The sequence below is a fragment of the Streptococcus sanguinis SK355 genome, from assembly GCF_000212855.1.
Classification (GTDB): Bacteria; Bacillota; Bacilli; order Lactobacillales; family Streptococcaceae; genus Streptococcus; species Streptococcus sanguinis_A.
On record NZ_GL890993.1, the window covers coordinates 490,526 to 512,223 of the forward strand.

At 43.1% G+C, this 21,698-nt stretch carries 19 protein-coding genes; all 19 read right to left on the reverse strand.

What is annotated here, in order from left to right; all coding sequences use genetic code 11:
- Positions 1-176: 176 nt before the first annotated feature.
- Positions 177-1,211, reverse strand: a complete 1,035-nt coding sequence (locus tag HMPREF9389_RS08910; RefSeq protein WP_002928415.1) for a SepM family pheromone-processing serine protease — start codon at positions 1,209-1,211, stop codon at positions 177-179.
- 51 nt (positions 1,212-1,262) lie between these two features.
- Positions 1,263-2,153, reverse strand: coding sequence for a hypothetical protein (locus HMPREF9389_RS08905; RefSeq protein ID WP_002928417.1), 891 nt, complete (start codon positions 2,151-2,153; stop codon positions 1,263-1,265).
- Between the two features lie 48 nt (positions 2,154-2,201).
- On the reverse strand, positions 2,202-3,116 hold the full coding sequence (locus HMPREF9389_RS08900; protein WP_002928420.1) for a hypothetical protein: 915 nt from the start codon (positions 3,114-3,116) through the stop codon (positions 2,202-2,204).
- Positions 3,117-3,283: 167 nt separating this feature from the next.
- A complete protein-coding gene (locus tag HMPREF9389_RS08895) occupies positions 3,284-3,883 on the reverse strand; it encodes a glucosaminidase domain-containing protein (RefSeq protein WP_002894168.1) in 600 nt (199 codons plus the stop codon).
- Between the two features lie 35 nt (positions 3,884-3,918).
- Positions 3,919-4,731 (reverse strand): prepilin peptidase, encoded by an 813-nt coding sequence (locus tag HMPREF9389_RS08890; RefSeq protein ID WP_002928423.1) that lies wholly within the window; start codon positions 4,729-4,731, stop codon positions 3,919-3,921.
- Positions 4,728-5,792, reverse strand: coding sequence for a VanW family protein (locus tag HMPREF9389_RS08885; RefSeq protein WP_002928428.1), 1,065 nt, complete (start codon positions 5,790-5,792; stop codon positions 4,728-4,730). Before HMPREF9389_RS08885 ends, HMPREF9389_RS08890 begins: the two co-directional genes overlap by 4 nt.
- Before the next feature lie 7 nt (positions 5,793-5,799).
- A complete protein-coding gene (locus tag HMPREF9389_RS08880; RefSeq protein WP_002928435.1) occupies positions 5,800-6,888 on the reverse strand; it encodes a hypothetical protein in 1,089 nt (362 codons plus the stop codon).
- A gap of 55 nt (positions 6,889-6,943) precedes the next feature.
- On the reverse strand, positions 6,944-8,659 hold the full coding sequence (locus HMPREF9389_RS08875) for an SSA_2305 family type IV pilus system protein (RefSeq protein WP_419177174.1): 1,716 nt from the start codon (positions 8,657-8,659) through the stop codon (positions 6,944-6,946).
- Positions 8,660-8,947: 288 nt separating this feature from the next.
- Positions 8,948-10,534: a hypothetical protein gene (locus HMPREF9389_RS08870; RefSeq protein WP_002928441.1), complete on the reverse strand. Its 1,587-nt coding sequence runs from the start codon at positions 10,532-10,534 to the stop codon at positions 8,948-8,950.
- Positions 10,518-11,099, reverse strand: a complete 582-nt coding sequence (locus HMPREF9389_RS08865) for a PilN domain-containing protein (protein ID WP_002922896.1) — start codon at positions 11,097-11,099, stop codon at positions 10,518-10,520. The genes HMPREF9389_RS08870 and HMPREF9389_RS08865 overlap by 17 nt, the downstream gene beginning before the upstream one ends.
- On the reverse strand, positions 11,099-12,511 hold the full coding sequence (gene pilM, locus HMPREF9389_RS08860; RefSeq protein WP_002928443.1) for a pilus assembly protein PilM: 1,413 nt from the start codon (positions 12,509-12,511) through the stop codon (positions 11,099-11,101). Before pilM ends, HMPREF9389_RS08865 begins: the two co-directional genes overlap by 1 nt.
- A 43-nt stretch (positions 12,512-12,554) precedes the next feature.
- Positions 12,555-14,015: a type II secretion system protein gene (locus HMPREF9389_RS08855; RefSeq protein ID WP_002927332.1), complete on the reverse strand. Its 1,461-nt coding sequence runs from the start codon at positions 14,013-14,015 to the stop codon at positions 12,555-12,557.
- Between the two features lie 12 nt (positions 14,016-14,027).
- Positions 14,028-15,416 carry a prepilin-type N-terminal cleavage/methylation domain-containing protein gene (locus tag HMPREF9389_RS08850; protein WP_002928451.1) on the reverse strand — a complete coding sequence of 463 codons (1,389 nt, stop codon included), beginning with the start codon at positions 15,414-15,416 and terminating at the stop codon, positions 14,028-14,030.
- 17 nt (positions 15,417-15,433) lie between these two features.
- Positions 15,434-15,892, reverse strand: coding sequence for a hypothetical protein (locus HMPREF9389_RS08845; protein WP_002928455.1), 459 nt, complete (start codon positions 15,890-15,892; stop codon positions 15,434-15,436).
- A 175-nt stretch (positions 15,893-16,067) separates the two neighbouring features.
- On the reverse strand, positions 16,068-16,520 hold the full coding sequence (locus HMPREF9389_RS08840) for a prepilin-type N-terminal cleavage/methylation domain-containing protein (RefSeq protein WP_002928456.1): 453 nt from the start codon (positions 16,518-16,520) through the stop codon (positions 16,068-16,070).
- 116 nt (positions 16,521-16,636) lie between these two features.
- Complete coding sequence (locus tag HMPREF9389_RS08835; RefSeq protein WP_050540625.1) at positions 16,637-17,110, reverse strand: prepilin-type N-terminal cleavage/methylation domain-containing protein; 474 nt, start codon at positions 17,108-17,110, stop codon at positions 16,637-16,639.
- A gap of 167 nt (positions 17,111-17,277) precedes the next feature.
- Positions 17,278-18,504 carry a type II secretion system F family protein gene (locus tag HMPREF9389_RS08830; RefSeq protein WP_002928466.1) on the reverse strand — a complete coding sequence of 409 codons (1,227 nt, stop codon included), beginning with the start codon at positions 18,502-18,504 and terminating at the stop codon, positions 17,278-17,280.
- Positions 18,505-18,507: 3 nt separating this feature from the next.
- Entirely contained in the window at positions 18,508-19,572 is a 1,065-nt protein-coding gene (locus HMPREF9389_RS08825) for a type IV pilus twitching motility protein PilT (RefSeq protein WP_002894192.1), read from the reverse strand.
- A gap of 1 nt (position 19,573) precedes the next feature.
- The gene (locus HMPREF9389_RS08820) at positions 19,574-21,256 is read right to left on the reverse strand and encodes a GspE/PulE family protein (protein ID WP_002928468.1); all 1,683 of its coding nucleotides are present in this window, start codon (positions 21,254-21,256) and stop codon (positions 19,574-19,576) included.
- Positions 21,257-21,698 lie beyond the last annotated feature (442 nt).

The window sequence follows — 21,698 nt, forward strand, 5'->3', positions numbered from 1 at the left end:
TTAGAAATATTTAACACTCTTTATGTTATAAATATATCACACAGCGATTTAGAAATCAAGTATTTATGTGCTAAGGTGTTAATTATTTGAAAAAATTCTATAATAAAAGCCCTTGCCAGATAAATAACCAGCAGGGGCTTGTGTTTCTTTTGATTATTCAAGAGTAGCAGACTCCCTTATTCCATCTCTCTGAGATAGTTCAAAGCTTCGTTGAAAGTTTTGACAGGGACGATTTTCATTTTACTCTTGATTTTAATAGAAGCACGAAGTGCCTCATGGTAGTTAGAGCGCAACTTGGGATTGTACTGGGCAATATCGGCGTCAATGGTATCATCAGGAACAAAGAAAATCTCAGCGCCTGCCTTATCGGCAGCCATGACCTTCATCTCTATCCCGCCAATCCGGCCAACATTTCCCTTGTGGTCAATCGTTCCAGTACCAGCAATAGTTTTTCCTTTGGTAATGTCTTCAGATACGAGCTGGTTGTAAAGCTCCAAACTGAACATGAGTCCACCAGAAGGACCTGCTACACCGTTGCTCTTAAACTCCGTTAGAGGATTCATGGCAACACTGGCTTTAGAACCCAATTCAATTCCCAAACCAGGCTTACCAGTTGTCTCATCCACAATCACAGGACCGCTAGCCAAACCGATTACACCATTACGACTGTACTCAATTGATACCACATCGCCGACTGGCCGCTGTTCCATCTGATCAACGATGTCGTATGGGCTAGTGTAAGTCTGATTGTCAATCTTTAAAATCACATCGCCTTTCTGCAGCTCCTTTGACAGAGGCGTCTCACTGCTGATACCACCTACGTAAATCTCTTTATGTCTAATCTCAACTGTACGACCAGCAGCCTGATAAGCCACCTGCAAGGCATTGAGATGGGAAGATCCCATAGTGCTGTTCTCTCGCTCTTCCCGTCCCTTCTCCTTATCGAAATAGTTTTCAGGAACAGAGACATACTCTGTTTCCAGCCTGTAATTAGGCAGCAGAGTCAAAAAGAGACTGAACACTCGAGCCTTGGAAACACCAACAGCCATGACATAGATTTTACCTTTTCCTTTATCAGTTCCTCCTTGAACTTGGACAAAGTCTTTGGCATTCAAAGCCGGCCTCACGGTCTCTAATTCATAAGGGAGAGGAATAAAGCCAATCCCAGTTAGCACCAAAGCTGTTATTAAGATTCTTGTTACTGATTTCATATCCTTCCTCTTGTTTCTATCAAGTATTGTCTGGTCTTTCTACTTCCTAAATTAATCACCAAAATCCACCACTTCTGCATCATTTTCCATCAGAGTATCAGCAAAAACTGTCCGAACAACCAGAACAAATACACAGTAAAAGCTACTGAAAACCAGAACAGGAATCATCTGGATCAGGCCAAGTAAATCATCCAGTTCACCCAGCAAGGGACCAATATACTGCCTTATCAGATCCATCAGGAGATGAGTACCCAAGCCAATCAACCCACCAAAAGAAGCGAGAAAAAAGCTGAGCAGAACATAACGACCCCTGCGCTCCTTCATCAGTAGGACTGACTTTCTCAAACAGCCATAAAAAGAAAGCGGCTTGGCCAGATTGTCCCTGGAGCTAGTATCCTGAATGATATAAGACAGCAAAAAGAAGTGCGAATCAACCAGATAAGTGAAGAGCAGGTAAAAAACCATGAACAAGAAAGGAAAAAGAAACTGGAAAATTACAATGGCCTCTGGACTTACTGCTCTCCGATAAAAGGCAAAGAGACTAGCCACCCCAAGATTGATGCCGATTGCCGACCAACCCATGTACAGAATCAGAACCTGGACTGCACTGACAATGAAGGAATAAAAGAGGCGAGTAAGCAAGCCATCTGAGATACTGTACCAAATCGCATAGCCAAAATAGAGCTTAACCATCTGCGGATTTCGTATCACTGTCAAGGCAAATTTATTGACGTAAGCAAAACCGAAGGCAATTATAAATGCCAAACAAGTCAAGACTAAAATGGACCGGTAAGACCAACTCGAAACCAGCGGAAAAAGAAACCAGCCCAGCACTGCAAGCGGGATTCCGACCAGCAAAAGGCCTTTCAGCCAGACAAAATAATATTCTGTAACAAAAATCCAAGCTTCTCTGAAAACCCTTGTTACTTTTACATCATTCATCGTTCATTATCCTAAATCCTAAAACCCTTTCTAATTTTTTCATAAATATTAATCTCCAAAATTAACTATTTCCCGATCATAAGACATCAGGATGTCGGCCATAACCGAACGAGCTGCCAAGGCATAAATCAGCAAAAAGCCATTTATCATACTAACAATCATTCCCACAATATTAGACACACCAGCACCAAAAAGCAAACTCAAAACTTCTATTAGACCCAATACTACAGGAATAAGCTTTAAGACAAGCTCTACCAGTAAGTAACGCCCCCTCTGACCATTCATACGAGAAAAGGACTTACCCAAGCTGCCAAAGGCTGACAGAGGACGCAAGAGATTATCAGAGGAGTTGGTATCTTGAATAATATAGGGCAATAAGAAGAAGTGAGAGACGATAAAATAGCTGTAAAACAAATGGAATACCAAGTTAAACATTGGTGCTATCAAAAAAACTAGGAAGAGCATGCTAGCTATCTTCTCTTGGTTATTTGCAACCCAAATCATCCAAGTTCCCATATTCTCTCGAAAATTTGCATCTGGCATCAAGACATTATAGAAGTATACAAAAAGAAGTAACATAGCCAAGAAAAACATGAATACGTAAATAGACACAGAAAGTAAACGCCCAAAAAAGCCATCAGAAATACTGTAGCCAACTGCCCTCCAGAAGTTTCTTCGCACCATCTGCGGATTACGAACCATGGTCAAGGAAAACTTATGGATATAAGCAATTACAAAAGAACATAGAAATCCCAGTAGAATTATTCTTGGAAGAAATGTAGAAGTCAATGGAGAAAAAAATAGAATTAACAGCCCCAGAATAAAAAACGGCAGTTGAATGATAGCAAGCCCTGCTGTCCATACAAAAAAGTAATCAACAGTCAGTCCCCAGGCTTCCTTTAACACATCGCTTACGTCAAACTTTCTTTTCATAAATCCCCTAATTAAGTCATTTTTCGCCATAAAAGACGATGTAGATGTCGCAGAAGCAAGTTTTTGATTTTTTAGTCCCGAGAGGATGATTAGGAATTTTTAGAGCCCCAGAGAGCAAGAAAAAACCCGTCAGTCGCCTCACCAAAAGAAATTCTTTCTATAATAAAGCAAGCTGAGACACGATTGTCCCAGCCTCCTTAACCTTTTTTCAAAAAATTTCGAATACGAATCATAATCTTGCTTGACCAAGTTTTGTCAGATGCGTATCTTACATTGATAGCAGCCATGCTCTTACCATTGTAGAACTGACCGCCAGGCTTGAGATAGTGCTCGCTGAGATAGCGGGCAACGGTATCTATACCATCGTCAAATGTTGCGAAATTTCCTGCACTGGAAAAAGGACTGGAGTCATAAGCCATGAAACCAAACAGGTTGTGCTTGGCCTGAGCAATCTGACTGCGGCCGTAATCCGATTCGTGAATAGCCAGCCCTACGAGAAAAATTGCATTAACTCCATGATCTTTCTCTGCTTTTTTGAAAGCTTTTCCCAATCCAGCCATCGGTGTGCCAGCCAGACGACTATCAATGAAATCGGCTGACACTGTGCTTGGCACTGTTACATCTTCTGAAAAGACGACTGCTCCTGTTTTCTTGGCCTGAAACTGATCTGACACCTGCACTAAAGAAGGATCCAGACTGGCCTTTTCATTTGCCGCTAGGCGGCTGACAGGCAGCACACTGCCTGAAAGGACAGTAGCTGTCGCTAATGCTATGATAACTTTTTTCTTCCTAAACATTTTTTCTATCCATTTCTATTGTCGCTTTTGGTTTCCTAGATTCCTCCCCAGAAATATAGGATGACCGCCATGATACTCATAGCAGGACCAAAAGGGACTTCTTCTTTCAACTTAAATTTGAATTTCTTAAAGATGGTTGCGATTAAGAGAATCGCTCCAGCTACAAAGAAAGAACCATATCCCAAAATCAGCGTATTCAAGGGGCTAAACCAACTGCTCAGGGCAGCTAAGTAAAGGATGTCTCCCATCCCGAAAGCCTCTTTCTTGTAATAAGCCTTAGCCCCAAAATAAATGAGAGAGTAGAGACCAGCGCCGACTAGCAGCGAAAGGAGCAGTTCCCAATTGAACTCATTGGTAAAAAACGTAACAGCCATGCGGCCCAGCCAGAAAACCAGCAGAACCGAGTCCGAGATGTACTGAGTATCAAAATCGATATAACCGATAATGAGACAAAGCGATACCAAAAGACAGGCTGAAACAACCATCCATGGCCCCTGATCTTGAAAGATCAGATAAGAGGCCAACCAGAGCAGACCCGTCAGGAGCTCCACAATGAGATAGCGCGGTGAAATCGGCTCCTTGCAGTGCTTGCATTTAAAGCCCTGCATGATAATCGACACAACCGGAATCAGCTCCACCGAAGTCAAGACATGGCCGCAGGACGGGCACATGGACCGACCTTTGGCAATGCTCTTTTCCAGTGGCACACGGTAGATGACGACATTGAAAAAGCTCCCAAATACGACACCTAATATAAATACTAAACTTGCAATCATAATTTTTCCCTTTTTATACTCTTTGAAAATCTTAGGTGACGATGTCAAACTTCGACTTCCCTTGAGTATCACTTAGATGCCAGAATGATGGATACTTGCCCCTCCTCCAAACTTAATGAAAACACCATATCTGTTTCTGTATTGTTTTGAATGGTCAATTCGGTCAAACCTTCTGCCGGCGTTCCGATGTTGAAATACTGTCCTCGATAGGAAATAACATTGGTCCGTGAAAAGGCGAGCTGCTGAATGGCATCTACAATCTGCTCAGCACCCTGACCGTAAACTTCTTTATTATCCTTGCCCTTGACTGGCAGATAGCCAGATTCTGCATTCAAAGCGCCCAGTAATTCTGAGATAGACTTGGTCTCACCAGGAGCCAAGTAAACATTCTGCAGCTTGTAAAAGGCTGTCTTCATGTTTTGAGCTTGGGCAGCGTTGGTCGGCAGTGGTACTTCCTTACGCTCTATAAAGTGCGTATATTGGCTCAGAAGCTCACTTTGATCTTCTGCTTCGACAGGTATACTCTCAACCTTGACATCATCAAATTTACCAGTCTTGGCAATCTCCTCAGATGCTTGGATAAAAGCAGCAGGGTCAATCTTATAGCCATTAGACTTGTCTCCCACCTTTACGTTAGACTCGCCGTCCATGACCAGATGATTGGTCGTTGGAAGCTGACTGAGAACATCAGGATGGGCAGCTAAGACATCGTTTAAAGGTCTAAGCCAAAAAAGACGGTTAGGATAGATAGAAATCTGCAGGTTTTCCTTGGTATCGAAAAACGGTGTAAACTTATCCCAGACTGTCTTGGCCGAGATATTATCCAGCCGCTTGAGCTCTTCTTCTGTGAAATAGCTCAGTCCTAAAAAGCGCATATCTACAGAGAAGTGTTGCCCAGTAGTCAGCTGAAATGTAGCCTTATAGGGCAGTTCTCTGTAAACTTCAATCTCAGCTTCGCTCCTAGAGCGTACCTTCATAGAGGGACGGCCATTGATACTCAGGTCAATCGTTGGATTAAAGACAAAAATGACATAAAATAAACTACCCAGCAGAAAGGCAGCAAGTGTCGCTGCTGGAAGTAGTTTTTGATATTTTGATGAAACCTTTCTTTTTCTTCTTGACATGAATCTCATCCCAACCTTATACTACGCATTCAGCTAAGCGGATAAGGAATTTACGGTCGATACGGCGAAGAAAATCAATGATGTCATCTGAAACAGTATCTCCGGCATTCAGGATAACTCCTCCATCTGCATTAACAAGATCTTTTTGCAGTGTTTTGCCTACCAGAAGACGTTTTTGCCGATCGATAAAGTCGTTAACAGCTTTCTTTGCTCCTGACTCTTCTTCAGCAACTGGCGCTGTGCTGATAGTTGTTTCTACTTCCTCAGCAGGTGCTGCCAATACTTCTTCCAAAGCAGCATCCAGACTCAGCGCTGCATCTGTTTCTTCAACTTCTTCTTCAGCTGGAGCTGTTGTTTCTTGTACCAAGTCTTGGACTTCTGGTTCTTCTGCTGTCTCTACGACTGCTTCAGAAAACTCCAACTCAGGAGCAGCAGATCCCAGACCTACAGCAGCCAAGGCCTCTGTCAAATCTGTCGCAGCTTCTTCTTTCACATCTGCTTTTTCATCTACAACTGGCTCAAATACAGGTGCTTCAGCAACTACTTCCTCAATTTTTTCGGCAGGTTTTGCAGCTTCAGTCTCATGGAGCAAATCTGCTGCAGCCAGACGGCCCATCTCTACATCTGCTTCAAGATGAGGAGCTGTCTTTTTTTCATCATTGAGGATGATGTACTCTTTACCAATCATCAAGATGCGTGATTTAGGAATCTGAATTTCCTCGCTAGCATCTTCAGAATTAACCACCAAGTAGCCAATTTCATTCTTTTCGTCAATATGATAGTCAACAACAGTTCCCACCTTGTTTCCATCAATTGTGATGACAATTTCGTCAAAGACACTACCCTGCTTGTCGTTTAAGACCTTCAGATCTGCCTCTTCCAGCTCTTGAAAAACTGAGCTGTTTTCTACCATGACCGCAAAGTCACCGATGCCTTGGATGTTCTTGCTAGACAGCAAGGCAAAAGGCTGTTCAGACTGCTTTGACTTAATGACAAAAGTCAGATTGACCCCCTCGTCAACAAAGACTTCATGGACTTCACCCAGTCCCATCCCTTTTTCAATCTCAATGACAACGGTCCCTGTGATTGTTTTACAACTTTTCATAATTTCCCCTAAAACCCTTCTAATTGATTACAATCAATTGTATGTTTATATAGTATTAATTTTTCACGATTTTGTCCAGCATGTTGAACGCTTCTTGACGAAGATTTTGATCTGAGCTGCCTTGGACAATTTCTTTCAGATAGCTCTCAGCTTCTTGAACTGCATTTGAAGCCAATAATTCCTGACTTTCCAGTAGGAGGAATTGGAAATAGACTTCTTTATCTCCCGCAGTTGCTGCAGCTGGTCTTGCTTCTGCCGCTTCCTCAGCTTTGAGGATGTCAGTGATTTTCTGAAGCAAATCTTCTTCTGTCTCATCCGTAGCCGGAACGACCGGAGCAGCTTTGACTTGTGCTTCCTCAGCTTTGAGGATGTCAGCAATTCCCTTGAGCAAGTCTTCTTCTGTTTCATCTGCAACTGCTTCTTGGATAGGCTCAGCCTGTGTCCAAAGTGCGTCTTCAGAAACTGATTGAACAACCGCTGGTTCAGCAGCTTCTTCAAATTCAAACGTTTCTGCAGCAGGTTCGAAGCTGCTTTCTTCCTCCCAAGCCTCTGCCACTTCAGCAGTCAAATCTTCCTCTTCAGATCCCAGCAAATCATGCTGAATCTGGCTGAGAATATCTTGATAACCCTGAATATCAGCACGATCACGGCTAACCATAGACTCTTCAGTAGCAGAAAATTCTGGCTCTGCAGCTGCTTGACTGAAGGCGGAATCCATTTTAGCTTGTGGCTCAGTGTCTGAGTCAGCAAAGAAGAGAGATTCTAAGCTGTTTGCTGCTCTCGACTCTTCTGCTCTAACTGGCTTGATATCTCCCGTAGCAGCAAAAACATCTTCTAGGCTGTTGCCTCCTACCTCTTCTGCCACTGGCTGCTGAGCATGTTCTTGCTCAGTGAAGAATTCTTCCTCATCTTGAGAAATAACACCTGTCACCTCAACCGCCTGCGGTCTGAAGTTGCCATAGCTAGACTCCGTATAGGACATCGGTCTAATCTTAGACAGAACAGCTGTCTCAAAGGCTGGATCATCAATATCTGTATAGCCTTGATTGCCGGCTGCATTTGCTTCCGTAGGCTGAATCAGAGAGTTTGCCACCTTAATCTTGGTTGCCCCCTCGCGGTGATGAAGCAGGGACTGCAAAAATTCATCATTGGCCTTTTGTGCGCTGTGGTCCATACCCACCATACCGACCTCAGCTGCCGCTAGCTGACTGTTTGGCTCGTATTCTCCAAAGGCAGGAGCTGTAGCCAAGTTATCAACAGGGTAGAGAGGTTTTACTTTCTCAAATCTTGTCATATCCTTTTTGATAGAACGGTCTGCTAGGGTGCGACCAGAAGCAGATACTCTCTGCCTTGCCGGACTTTCCTCAGCCTGAACCCTTTCTTTACTTTCCTTTCTCATCCTACCGGTTGAAGCATTGGAAAAGTTCAAATCTCTAGCAGATGACAAGCTTGCGCTCGTCGCTTCCACTTTCTTGCGTGGGCTCTTAGCATGCTTCTGGCTTCTGCTTCGCGCAGAAGCAGTTGCTCTCTTCTTGACTGGAGCTAGCTCCTGTGAAAAGAGTAGCACCATATAGACAGCCAAGGCCAAGGCACAGAGCCCAACAAAGGCTATGCCGGGAACTTGTTGAAAGAGGAATGGAGCACCAATCGCAAATAGCATGACCCATACTACGAGAAAAAGGCGCTTTATTAATGAAATCCTAGAAACAAATAAAATGCTAATCGTATGCAGTGCTATAAGCCCTGCTCCAAAAGGTAAAAAATATGCCATTTGAATATTTTCGACACCCCCCACTTTCTAAATGATATTAAACTTTTTCAATGCAAAACCAGTCTTGATTTTGTTTTTCCATAAACTCCATTAAAACCCAGAATAGACTCGGGCGTCTATTCTGAGTTTGCTTGTATTATACTTCAAATATCTCTATGTTTTAGTTTACTATAAATGCACCGTGAATACTAGTCTAATAACTTGGTTTTTAGCATTTTTTTTAGAAAAATTTACACATGCTCTTGAAATTTTAAACCATAGACTTATTTGGTATTTTTTCAAAGTATTTTAGCTAACTACCAAGTTGTTCACAGATAGGTTATCCAGCTTCATAGTCGTTTCAGGGCTTTCTCCACTTGGAGTTTCGAAGTAGTAACCTACAATAGTCATTGGATAGCTGAATCCTGGAATGTTTTCAGGATCGAAGCTAACTTCGCGCCAGCCAGTCCAGCTGTTGGGACGAATGACATGAAGATAAATCTTCTGACCGCTGGCATTCTTAACAATCAAGCCAATCTTGCCCTGCCATTGATTAGACATAGATAGAGAGAAGCTGATAGCATCCGGCTTATTGTTCAAGGATACATACGGTGCTGCAAATTCCATTTCATACATAGTAGAAGACTTGGTTGCTGGAATCTTAACTATATTGGAACCTGAACCTTCAAGGAAGTCCGTATTGTCAACCGTCACATCATACTGATTGCTGCCGCCTGACTGAATCAGCTTCAGTGGTGATTCGAAGCGGTAGATAGTTGATGAATTGTAATAAGCTGACAGACCATCGTTCCGACTAGACTGAGTGCTAAGCTGCTCCAGATAAGATGGAGCTAGATTGGTACTGCTGTTAGCATTCGCGCTGCTAGTTGTATTGGTTGTTGCGGCCCCCAAACTGCCCTTATTGCCAGTTGCATCTGTGCCGCCACCAGCTGTCGTTACAGATATAGAACCCGCCTGCCAAGTCGGAATCGCAAATGGAGACTCCCAGTTAGCAAACTGAATCGGTGTCTTATCGACATTGCTCTCTAGAGTCACATAGCGCTCGACGTCTTTAACCTGATAGAAACGTAGCTTGATTTTACCGCTGGTTAGATCAGGGTTTTTGTTTTCCTCCGTGCTAGACAGGCTTTTCTTTCCGCCTAATTCCAGCTCGCTGGAAACGATTTTTTGTTGATTGCCATCAATCAATTCCAACAATTTCAGAACCTGTGTATAAGTTCCTTCGAACTCAATGTCCGCTGTCATCTGCGTGATGTTGGTATTATTGGTCGTTCCGTTCCCTGGTGTCGCTGTATTAGCTGCAGTTGTTGTTGCAGTATTCGCATCAGATGAAGAACTGCTGCTAGATGAAGATGAAGACGAGGTACCAGACGAGCTAGAGGTCGTACTGGATGAAGAAGACGTCTCACTCGAGCTTGAACTGCTAGTCGTACCAGAAGAGTTGGAGTTTTGCCCTTTGGACGAAGTCGCAGCCAATCCCTCCTGCTGGAGTTCCAACTCTGTGCTCTCAGTGTAGTTGACAGACTTGAATTTAATACCGCTTTCGTTGACTAGCTTGTCAATCAAGAAGATAAACTCCCCTTGATTGGTCGTACCATAGTATTTCTTAGCCTGATCCAGAGTCTTAGCATTCAATGTTTGGAGCTGTTTGGTAAGAGACTTCCTCTGACTAATCTTGGCATTCTTGCCTTCCAACTCTGTCGAGATAGTTGCATGCTCTTCAGCTAACTGCGCCATCCGTGTATAAGAATTTGTTACCAGATACCCACCACCAGCAAGTACCGCTACTCCTCCAACACAGGCCAACAATTTCTTGTCACGCTCATTTAAATTACTCAGGATTTTTTTCTTTTCTTTCTCATTTTTGCTCTTCATTGAAATCTACATCCTTCGTCAAAATTTTAATGTTAAACTTGTACACTGTATTGTTATCCTTTTCCTCGCGAGTAATGTTGTCCACAAAAATATGGTTAAACTTCTCAGACTTACGAAGCTCTTCCTCAAACTTAGCGATAGAAAGATGCTCTTGAGACGAACCATTGATTTCTACATTGTCGTTATTAATCTTGATATCGTCAAAGACCAAGTTTCTTGTCACATTTTTATTAAGGAAGTCCATAAAGGCTTTGTTTACTCGGTGCAGGCGGCGGAAGTCGCCTTCTAGGCTGGTAAAGAGAAGTTCGTCATTCTTGACCGTAACAATCTTATCTTCAGTCTCAGAGACTGCCTTCAGCTCTTGAGCCATCTCTGGACTCTTGAGTGTCTGCTCCGCTCGGTCAATCTCGCCTTGGAGGTGCATAGCGCTAAACTGGAAGAAACCAATCAGCACAATCATAATCGCTACAATCCCAGCAAAAGCCGAAATAGCAGCAAGTTTCAGTGGACTAGCCTTAGCCGGTGCCACATGATATTTTGAAAAGTAGTTTAAATCTCTCCGCATTAGTTTGCTCTCCTAATCAACATGGCTGTAGCTGGAATGAACTCCGCATTAAACTCGGCAGAACCTTCCCACAGTACATTCTCATAATCTACGTTATCAATTGAGATGAATTCCCGATTCATGCTCTGCTTCAGAATAGCTGCCAACTGCCAGCAAATGTCCTGGTCACCAAAGACGTAGAAGCTGTCAATGTTGAGACCAGTTGACCCGCTAAAGAAGTTTTCAGTATTGAGAATGTGGTTCTTAGCATCAGCCACCCACTCATCCAAGGCCCTCTTCAAGAGACCCGTATCCAGATCATCTGAAGCCACTGCTGGAAGCTTCTGCAATAGACTAGCGTCGTCTGCATAGCTCAGGATGTCCTTGTAGCCACGGTTGAGATAGTTGCTGGTCACAAACTTGCCTTCTGAGTAGAGATAAACACCAATGAAGCTCTTGCTCAGATGTACCATGCCGACATTTTCCTTGGTCAGCTTCTTAGCACGATTGTTAACCGCCTGAACGCGTTCCAGCCATTTTTCAAAGGTATTAGACTGAAGGTCAAAGACATAAGGTGTCAGCTTCAAATTCTCAGCCAAGCCCAGATATTGCTCTACCACGCCTTTTGGCACAGCATAGACCATGAGTGAGCGAGTATCTTCATCAAGCGGAAAAACTGAATTAGACTCCTGCTCTTGGAATTGAATAACATAAGAAGTCGGATCGATATCCAGATATTGCTGGAGCTCGTAAGATACCAAGCCCTCAATATCCTCATCATTCTGCACACTAGCGGCTACATCAACCGAACGGGCGATGATATTGGTATTGCCCAGAGCAAAGAAAGCGTACTTAGCAGTGATTGCATGCTGCTCCATCAGGTCACTGATAATGTTTTTGAGAGTAATTGGGTCGATAATCTCACTATTCAGTACAACACCTTCTGGCAGATTGGCAGATGCCATCTTGATAATCTCCAGTTCATTGCGCTTCTGTCTAGCAACAACCAGATAGACTGATTCGTCAGTGAAGTCAATAGCCATCAGATTGCCCTTAATTGGTTTACCAAACATAGTGTAAGGTGCATGCATTCTAGTGACCGGTTGGCTCGCCGCACCACTGCCTTTCTTAGCAAAGAGCGAACGATTTCCAGACTTAGCAGGCATATCATCACTGCCACTATTCTTAGAAAAGAGCGGCTTGTTGAGCTTGGTTAAGAAGCTCCCTTTTGCCGTTGACTTTTCCTCATCGTCAAAGTCTTCTTGACGATCTGACTTGATTTGAACTCCTTGAATAGATAAGTGTTCTTTATGTTTCCCTTTTGATGAGAAGAGCGGTTTATTTAATTTTCCTAAAAATGAGCCTTTTTTCTCATTATCTTCTTCGTCCAGAGCTCTTCTGCGCCCCTTGGACGAAAACATATTTTTTGCCATAATCTCCTAATCTCCCTTATTTTTCCTAAAAACTATTTCACTATTAGCTTGCCTTATACTTATCGCGGAAGTATTCAGCAAGTTTTTGTATATTGCTGTTATTCAGACTTTCAGTATAAACTGCAAACTCATTAATGTAAGTATTGCCACCAAAGATAATCTGACCACTACTAATATTATGCGTCGTTCTGTTTCTGGTCAGCGAAACTGTTTTATTATAGACTGATTGTCCATTGATAAAAATTTCAATCCCTAAAGAGCCATTCTTCGCAGCACTGCGCACTTGTATAGAATTATCATTACTATAGTCTAACTTAACATTTTGTATATATTCCTGACCACCGTTATTAGCTGTAGTTGTATCTACTGTTTTAATAGCAATTCTACCATCGTTTTCCAGATTGATCCCCCAAGTTAGTGTATCATCTAGTTTATAGGTTAGAAGCGGTCCGGTCTGCTGACGATTCCCAATCAATACAGAAGTCGTATAGCCATTATTAAAATTATGATTACTAAACTGCATCGTACGGCCATCAAGTGCTATTAACTGTCGAGTCTGGTTAATTGCAGGCTCTTTATAATTCAGAACAGGGATAGTCGCACCATAAACAACATCATTAAAATAATCTCTTACTTCTGTATTAGTATGTAACTGATTATCCGTTGGTATAAGCGAGGTAGTATTTCCATTCTTAAGCAGAGCCAAGTCGGCATCTGTATGAAGACGCACGTTCTGTGTAACTGGCAGACCCATAATCCAGATACGGTCTGCTTCCTGATAATTTCCTACCCGTCCATAAGAGTTAATGGCTCGGGCAGCAAAAGTCAGGTACTTCCCTCTCATATCATCTGTAATATGTATCCCGGTTTCTAACTTTGATAATTGTTTAAAATCTGTCGGCATTTCTGGAAAAAGCGTCTGAGATATAGTGCCGTCACCTTTTTGGCCTATCGTTCCCACTGGGACAATGCCAGACACCCCTTGTCCTATAGCACGATCACTTAGAAACCATCCAGATTCTGTGTAAATCCTAGTTTTACTCTTTTTCTTACTATCAGCTATTTCTACTTTGCCGCCGGGAGTCGTTATCCCCATACCAGCATAATAATACCTTTTCCCACTAGGGATAGTAACCTTCATATCAGGAAGTCCCAGCGGGGTTTCGATTGCATTAGCAGCAAAAAGATGGATTTTTTTGATTCTATCATTATAAGACAGATTTGTACCTTTTACATCAATACTCTGCTTGGTTCCATTACCGATTTGGTAAGTAAAGGTTTCAATATCTGTTCCTGTACCTTCGTGTTTCTTGCTTTCAGCCAGTTGTTTCTCGAAAGACTCCTGAATATCAAAGTTGATAGCATTCTGACTTCGCTGACGGAGAATATTATTAAAACTCCCAGAAAAGAAGGTCAAGAACCCTGCCGCAATAACTCCAATCAGAATCAGAGAAACCAAGACTTCGACCAGTGTAATCCCTCTGTGTCTCTTTAATCTTTTCATCTCTGCTCCCTTCTACGGCCCTGATACAAACCACAAATCCTGTTGAATTTGCTTTTTAATGTCAGAAAAGGTCTTTTGCAAAGCTTCTTCATTCGTAGCTGATACATATTTAGTCTCCATACCACCCTCGCCAATCCTATCTGTCAAACTTTGACCATAAGCGATTTCATGGTTCACACCAGAAAAACCAATCACATTGACCCGCTTAACACCAAGGCCAAATTTTTTAGACACTTCTCCAGCATAAGCAATAGAGTTTTCACGCGTTATGGAATCTCTAGAATACAAATCATAACCCAGACGACTGTACTCATACCCTAAAGTTGGGGACAGATCATAAATAGGATTGTTAAAAGTTACACGACCAACTCCCTGGCTAAGATCCACTCTATTGCCAGCGTACAACGCCCTTGAATCTACTAAATAAGCATTAGGTATCCCGTCAGTCAATAGAACTATATATTTAAGCTGAGCTGGTTGAGACTGCAGACTAATCATCCCATAGCGAAGTCCGTCCCCTGGATTTGTAACACCATCCGGGTTTAAATTTTCACGTTTAGTTATGGTGGCTATAATAGTATTTGTACCGTTATCTAAATTAGAAAAATTTTGTTGAATATATTTTGCTGAAGTAGAGAAGCCCACTAAGTTCACACTAACATTCCCAATTTCCGCAAGGTCCTTGATCATGATTACGGATTTCTTTCGTAGAATATCCATACGACTCTCATTACCAGTTTTTTCAACATTTCTTCCCTGCAAATCCCAATTCATGGAACCAGATGTATCAAAAACAAAAGAAACAGCAATATTCATCTGCCCTTGAATAGGGTCAGTTCGATAAGCAATAGCAATCCCTTTCTTGCCTTTAGCAACTTTAGAGAAGACCTGCTTAGTATTAAGAGCTGATATAGCTGTATCAATAGACAACTTATTGTTAGTATCTGGATATTTACCAGACAGGTTATAACTAATCAAGCGATTGTCCTGATAAGCGCCCTCTGTCTTAAACTCCAAGTCCAACTTCATATTATAGAGAGATTTGGTTCCCAACTCGCTGACATCCCAGTCCTGTTTTTTCTTGTTCCAGACATAGTTCATAACCTTCTTGCCATCCGCAGATAGGCCAATGTAGCTCCATTCTCTGCTTAGTCCTTGCTTGGAACCTTTGAACTTGCTGTCATCCAAGACAAAGATTGAGGTTGCCTTACCAACGGTTCGATCCACATACTGCATGGAGGTTCGCATTTCCGCTTGAATACTGGCTTCACGCTCAATCAATTCTCGGCTGGAAAACATGGTGTTAAATATAACACCAATGATGAGTGCTATCATGCTCATCAACATAATAGCCATAACCATCTCGACTAGGGTAAAACCTTTTTGTATTTGTTTCATCATTCCTACCTAATTTATTTTTACTTCTGCGCCGATCTCAAATGTCCTTCTTCCGAGCGAATTCCTTTTGTGTCAAAGTTGAAGGTTACAATATGCTCGTAATAGTCATTACTGCCAGCTAATTTTGACTTCGATTTAATCGTGATATTATAATTTTCTGGACCAGTCAGACCATCTACAAGCTGTCCATTCATCTCGATTTCTGCTACACTGCCATCTTTGAAGGTATGGGTTGACTTAATCGGCTCTGTTGAAGGATCCATACTGCGCGCTCGTTTATCAAACTCTTCATAAACTGATGACGGATTTCCATCAACAGGGTCTAGATAGGCACCCCATGCCAACTGTGTACCAGAAGTCGCTGTATACTTAGCTTTGAGATAGTTATACATGCGTTGAGTCTGGCTTTGCCCTGTATCTACGATAGAAGCCAAAATCCCAATCATAGCTACCAACAGCACAATGGTTACAATAACCATGGGCAAAGTAGACCCTTGTCTTTTTTCCCTTTCATTGATAATATCTCCTAGTTTTCTCTTTTGATATTGCCAAAATAGTTGTCACAGTCTGACAACTACTTTGGTAATATCCGACTACAAAGGCAGTCGGATAAGAGTTAATTTTCTAATGAATATCTCAAATTAATTCAAGTTATTATTTTGAATTTGCTCCGCCTTCGGTCCAGTTGTACGTTAAAACTGTTGCCTTAGCATTGCTATCGCTTGGAGTAAAGGTTGAAGTTAGTGTGTGTTTAGCTGAATCAATGACGTGAGCCGGACCATTTTTATCTTTAGCCAGCGCCTTCTCAATACCATCTTCATTTTTGGCATTTTTAGACAAGTATGGTGCCAGCTTTGCCAAAGTGATTTCACCTGGATTGGTTGGGTCGTCCTGAGCTCCGATATAAGACTGGATAGCTGATACCAACTCACGGTGTTCAGACTGGATACGGCTCTTACGAGCGTTATCTTGGAAGGAAGTGATAGCTGGGATCGCTACAGCTGCGATGATGGCGATAATGATGATTACTACAATCAACTCAACCAAGGTAAAACCTTTACCTTTTTTCTTTAAATCCTGACGGAATTTTTGCAATTTGTTTAACATATGTATTTTCTCCTAATGTTTTTATAATATAGCAGCTTAACTGCAGCATAGTTTCTAACTTTTTTATTTTTCTCAAATGCAGGGTTTTACTACATCTTATTTAGATGATTTGACAATTAGTTTGAGTTTACACCATTAGCTGACCAGTCGTAGGTCAAAACAGTAGCTTGGCCTCCATTGCTTGGAGTAAAGGTAGAAATCAATTTATGGTTAGTAGAATCGATTTGGTGAGCAGAACCTGGTGCACTTGTGCTAGAATCTCCACTTTTATCTTTAGCCAATGAGTTTACAATACCGTCTTGATTTTTTGCATTTTTAGACATGTATGGTGCTAATTTTGCCAAAGTGATTTCGCCTGGGTTAGTTGGGTCGTCCTGAGCTCCGATATAAGACTGGATAGCTGATACCAACTCACGGTGTTCTGATTGGATACGGCTCTTACGAGCGTTATCTTGGAAAGAAGTGATAGCTGGAATAGCTACAGCTGCGATGATGGCGATAATGATAATTACCACGATCAACTCAACCAAGGTAAAACCTTTACCTTTTTTCTTCAAGTCCTGACGGAATTTTTGCAATTTGTTTAACATTTTGAATAGATCTCCTGTTTTTTCATAATTTTTACTATTTTCGCCCACAGGGGCATTTGTTTTGTTCCTAGCTGGGAGACCCTACAAACTCCCAACATCAGAACGATTTTCCTAACTTTTTGTGCAGAGCAACTACTCCGCGAATCCTAACTTTCTTGAAGCTTCTATTATTGATTTGTTTCAGCACCTGCATCCACAGCGTGAGCAAGCTCAAACATTGGCAGCATGACAGAGGCAACGATACCTCCGATGATAACCCCCATGACGATGATCATGGCTGGCTCCAAGAGTGAGAGCAGCTGCTTGATAGCTGTTTCAAGCTCTTCTTCATAATAATCTGATGTCTTGACCAGCATGGACTCCAGAGACCCAGACTCCTCACCGATCTTTACCATAGAGAGCATCATAGGGGGGAAGAGACCGGTTGAGGTAATCATCCCTGTCAGACGTTCCCCTTTTTGCAGACCTTCATTGGCGATCTTCATCTTTTCAATGACGACAGCGTTGTTGGTCGTTGCAGCAGCAGACTCAATAGCCTCGACCAGAGGGATACCCGCACTGGTCAGGATAGCCAAGGTGCTGGCAAAGCGAGCAGTGACAATCTTCTGCATTGGCCCTTTGATGACCGGCAGATTAAGCTTGAGCCGATCCAGTTGGTAGCGACCTGCTTCTGTGCTGCGATAGCGCAGGAAGAGGAAGACCAGAATCCCTGTCACACCGAAGAGGATGTACCATGAAGAGCGGACAAAGTTACTAGCTGCTAGTACGATACGCGTTGGCAGTGGCATGGCCATCCCACTCTGCTCAAAGATTCCTGAGAAGCTTGGGATAACGACATAGAGCAGGGCCAAGACTGCAGCCACAGCCAGAAAGGCTAGGACTGCGGGATAGATCATGGCTCCCTGAATCTGGCGGCTGGTCTTGAGCTCTTTAGTATAGTGCTCAGACATCTTTTCCAGCACCTCGTCCAGCTTACCAGTCTTTTCACCGGCCTGCACCATACGGATCAGGAGATCGGGAAACATCCCTTCCTGATCTAGCATGGCCTTGGACAGCTGACTACCTTCTTTTAGGCTCTTGCTGACGATTTTAAGGCTAGACTTGAGATTCTTTGAAGTAGCCTGTTGTTCTAGGATATCCACTGCGTTATTGAGGGGAATCCCTGACTCCAGCATAACCGACATCTGCTTACAGAAGAGCGATATATCCTTGAGCTTGATCTTCTTGCTTTGGAAAAGGACAATCTCCTTAGAGCCCATGACCTTTTCTTCGACACTGATTGGCTTCCCTTTGAGACGAATCCGGTTGACGGCGTCGGTCCGGTTAGGAGCATCTACCTCAAGTGTGACAACTCCTTGCCTAGTGTCTAAGTATTTACAAACATATACTGTCATGCTCTAGTACCCCACTATTCCTAGGGATTTTTCAACTTGAGCGCGGTCCACTGAGTAGGACAGCAGTGTTCTTTGGTCGATGACATTGCGACGGTAGAGTCCCATGAGCGAAGTGTCCATGGTAATCATGCCTAGCTGAGCACCTGTTTGGATTGGGGTTAGCAGCTGGTGGGTCTTTCCTTCGCGAATGAGGTTGCGAATAGCGGGTGTTCCCAGCATGATTTCAAAGGCGGCCACACGACCCTTGCCGGTCGCTGTACGCATGAGCTGCTGCGATACAACCCCCTCCATAACGGCTGAAAGCTGTACACGGATCTGCTCCTGCTGCTCGGCTGGAAATACGTCGATAATCCGGTCCATGGTGTTTACGGCACCGACCGTGTGGAGAGTTGACAGGACTAAGTGACCTGTTTCCGCCGCACGCAGCGCGATTTCAATCGTTTCCTTATCCCGCATCTCACCGACTAAGATGACATCCGGGTCCTGACGAAGGGCGCCGCGGAGGGCATTGCCGAAGCTTTGCGTATCCGCTCCCAGCTCACGTTGGTTGACCAAGCACTTATTATGCGTGTGCATGTACTCGATCGGATCTTCAATCGTAATGATGTGCTCGTCCCGCAAGCTGTTCATGTAGTTGATCATGGTTGCCAGGGTCGTTGACTTTCCGCTTCCTGTTGGCCCGGTAACCAATATCAGCCCCCGGCGTTTCTCAGCCAGTTTTTTGATAACTGGTGGCAATCCCAGAGATTCCATAGATGGAATATCCTTGGGAATGACCCGCAAGGCAATCCCGCAGTTGTTTTTCTGCTTAAATATATTGACCCGCAAGCGATAGCCATTGTCGACCTCGTAGGCACAGTCCACTTCACCGACTTCTAAAAGATGGGCAATCTGCTTATCATTTAAAATGTGCTTGGTGAAGCGAACCGTGTCTTCGTTGGTCAAAATTGTATTGTTGAGTTGTGTTAACCTCCCGTGCAGACGCATGGTTGGCTCAGCGCCAACCGTGAAGTGGATATCTGATGCACCCGCTTCAATCGCCTGCTTAATTAACTCATCCAAATTCATCCTAAACTTCCCCTTCTAGACTGAAGGCAATCTTCATTGCTTCTTCAATCGTTGTAGTCCCCTGTTTTGCGATATCAATGGCCTCCTCCGCCAAGTCTCGCATACCATTTTTCTTAGCTTCTGCTCGAAGCTGTGACGTTGTTCCACCATCATTAATTAGTGATTTAATCTCCCTTGTCACCGCCATGATTTCGTGGATGGCAATACGTCCATAGTATCCCGTGCCGCTGCAGTAGTTACAGCCGCGTCCGCGATACAAGGTGTCTCCCTTGTGAATACCGATACCTGCATGTTCATTTGTTTCTACAGTATACTCAGTCTTACACTTAGGACAGATGCGCTTAATCAAGCGCTGTGCGATAATACCGACAGTCGCTGTTGATACCAGATAAGGCTTGATGCCCATATCGACCAAACGGTTGACTGTACTAGCTGTGTCATTGGTGTGGATAGTCGAGAGAACGACGTGACCAGTGATAGCGGCACGAACCGCGATACTAGCTGTCTCTTCGTCCCGAATTTCCCCCAAGAGAACGATGTCCGGGTCCTGACGCAGGATACTTCTCAAACCACTCGCAAAGGTCAGTCCAGCTTTGTTATTTACCTGAACTTGGTTGACCCCTTCCAATCGGTACTCAACCGGATCTTCAACAGTGATGATATTTTTTCCTACATCATTGAGCTCACGGAGCGCTGTGTAGAGAGTGGTTGTCTTTCCGCTTCCCGTAGGACCAGTCAGCAAGATAATGCCTTCTGGCGCCTTAAGAATATCTTCAAAGAGCTTCTGGTTGGTTGGCGAGAATCCCAGCTCCTCTTTACTAAGGAGAGTTGCATTCCGGCTCAAAATCCGAATAACGATTTTTTCACCGAATACAGTAGGCAAGACTGAAACCCGCATATCGACTTCTTTGCCGTCGATGGTTGTCTCAATCCGTCCATCCTGAGGAATCCGCCGCTCGGCGATGTCCAGACCACTCATGATCTTAATCCGTGTCGCAATGGCTGAGTGAGCATTGGCTTTCAACTGCATGTTTTCCACCAAGGTTCCGTCAACCCGGAAACGAACACGAACAACTTTTTCAAAAGGCTCAATATGGATATCGCTGGTCCGCGTCTTGATTGCCTGACTGATAATCGAGTCAATCAAACGTACAACCGGAGCGTTTTTGATTTCGAGATCTTCTTCGACAATCTCTTCATCCACATTAAAACCTTCGATTTCGGTCGCTGCCTGTTGGGCTTCTTCTCCTTTAGAATAGTATTGATCGATATACTTCTCAATATCATCCCGAAAAGTTACATAAGGTTCTACCGCCATCTTAGAGACGATTTTAACATCGTCTAGGGCGATATAGTTGCTTGGGTCTGCCATCGCAACTATTAATTTGGGTTCTTCTCCCTCTTCCCCATCTGTGAAAGAGATCGGAATCAATCCATGACGTTTAGCAACTTTCTCTGAAACCTTCTCGACAGCTTCCTTTTCTATCACAAACTGTGATAGATTGACATGAGGTACACGGTAATAGTAACTCATGACTTTCAGCATATCTTCTTCTGTCACATAGCCCTTGCTGATTAGATATCTCTCTAACTGCATGTTTGATTGTGGCATATCTTGAAGAATTTCTTCTTTTTGAGCTGCCGTTATCAGATTGAATTGAACCAATATAGCGATTAGTGCCATTTGTTTCTCCTGTCTGTGATTTTTTTGTAAAAATCCTTCAATTCTTTCTATGCGTTAATAGATAACAGCTTTCTTAAAAAAATCTCCCTCGCTTAAAGTTTCCTTTAAGGTTTCTTTAAGCTTTTTAAGTTAGGCTAGTACATGGAAAATTTACCAATAGAACCAAACTTAATGTTTTAAGTTAGATGCTTTGAGCAGTATCTCCATTTGATAAACCTCGTAAATAGTCCTTAAACCAATCCTAGGATTGACAAGGGCGTTTTAGATTTGTCAAAAGGGGCGCAAAAAAGCAGATGCCAAAAACATTTGTTCTTGCGTTCTTAAATACTATACAAAGCAAGTTCTCTTGCAAAATTTCTCATGCTTTTAGATGCAGGTTAAACCGTGTGTGTGTGAAGTTGGTTTAACCCGAATCAGCAAGCAGCCAGTGCCATAAGATAAG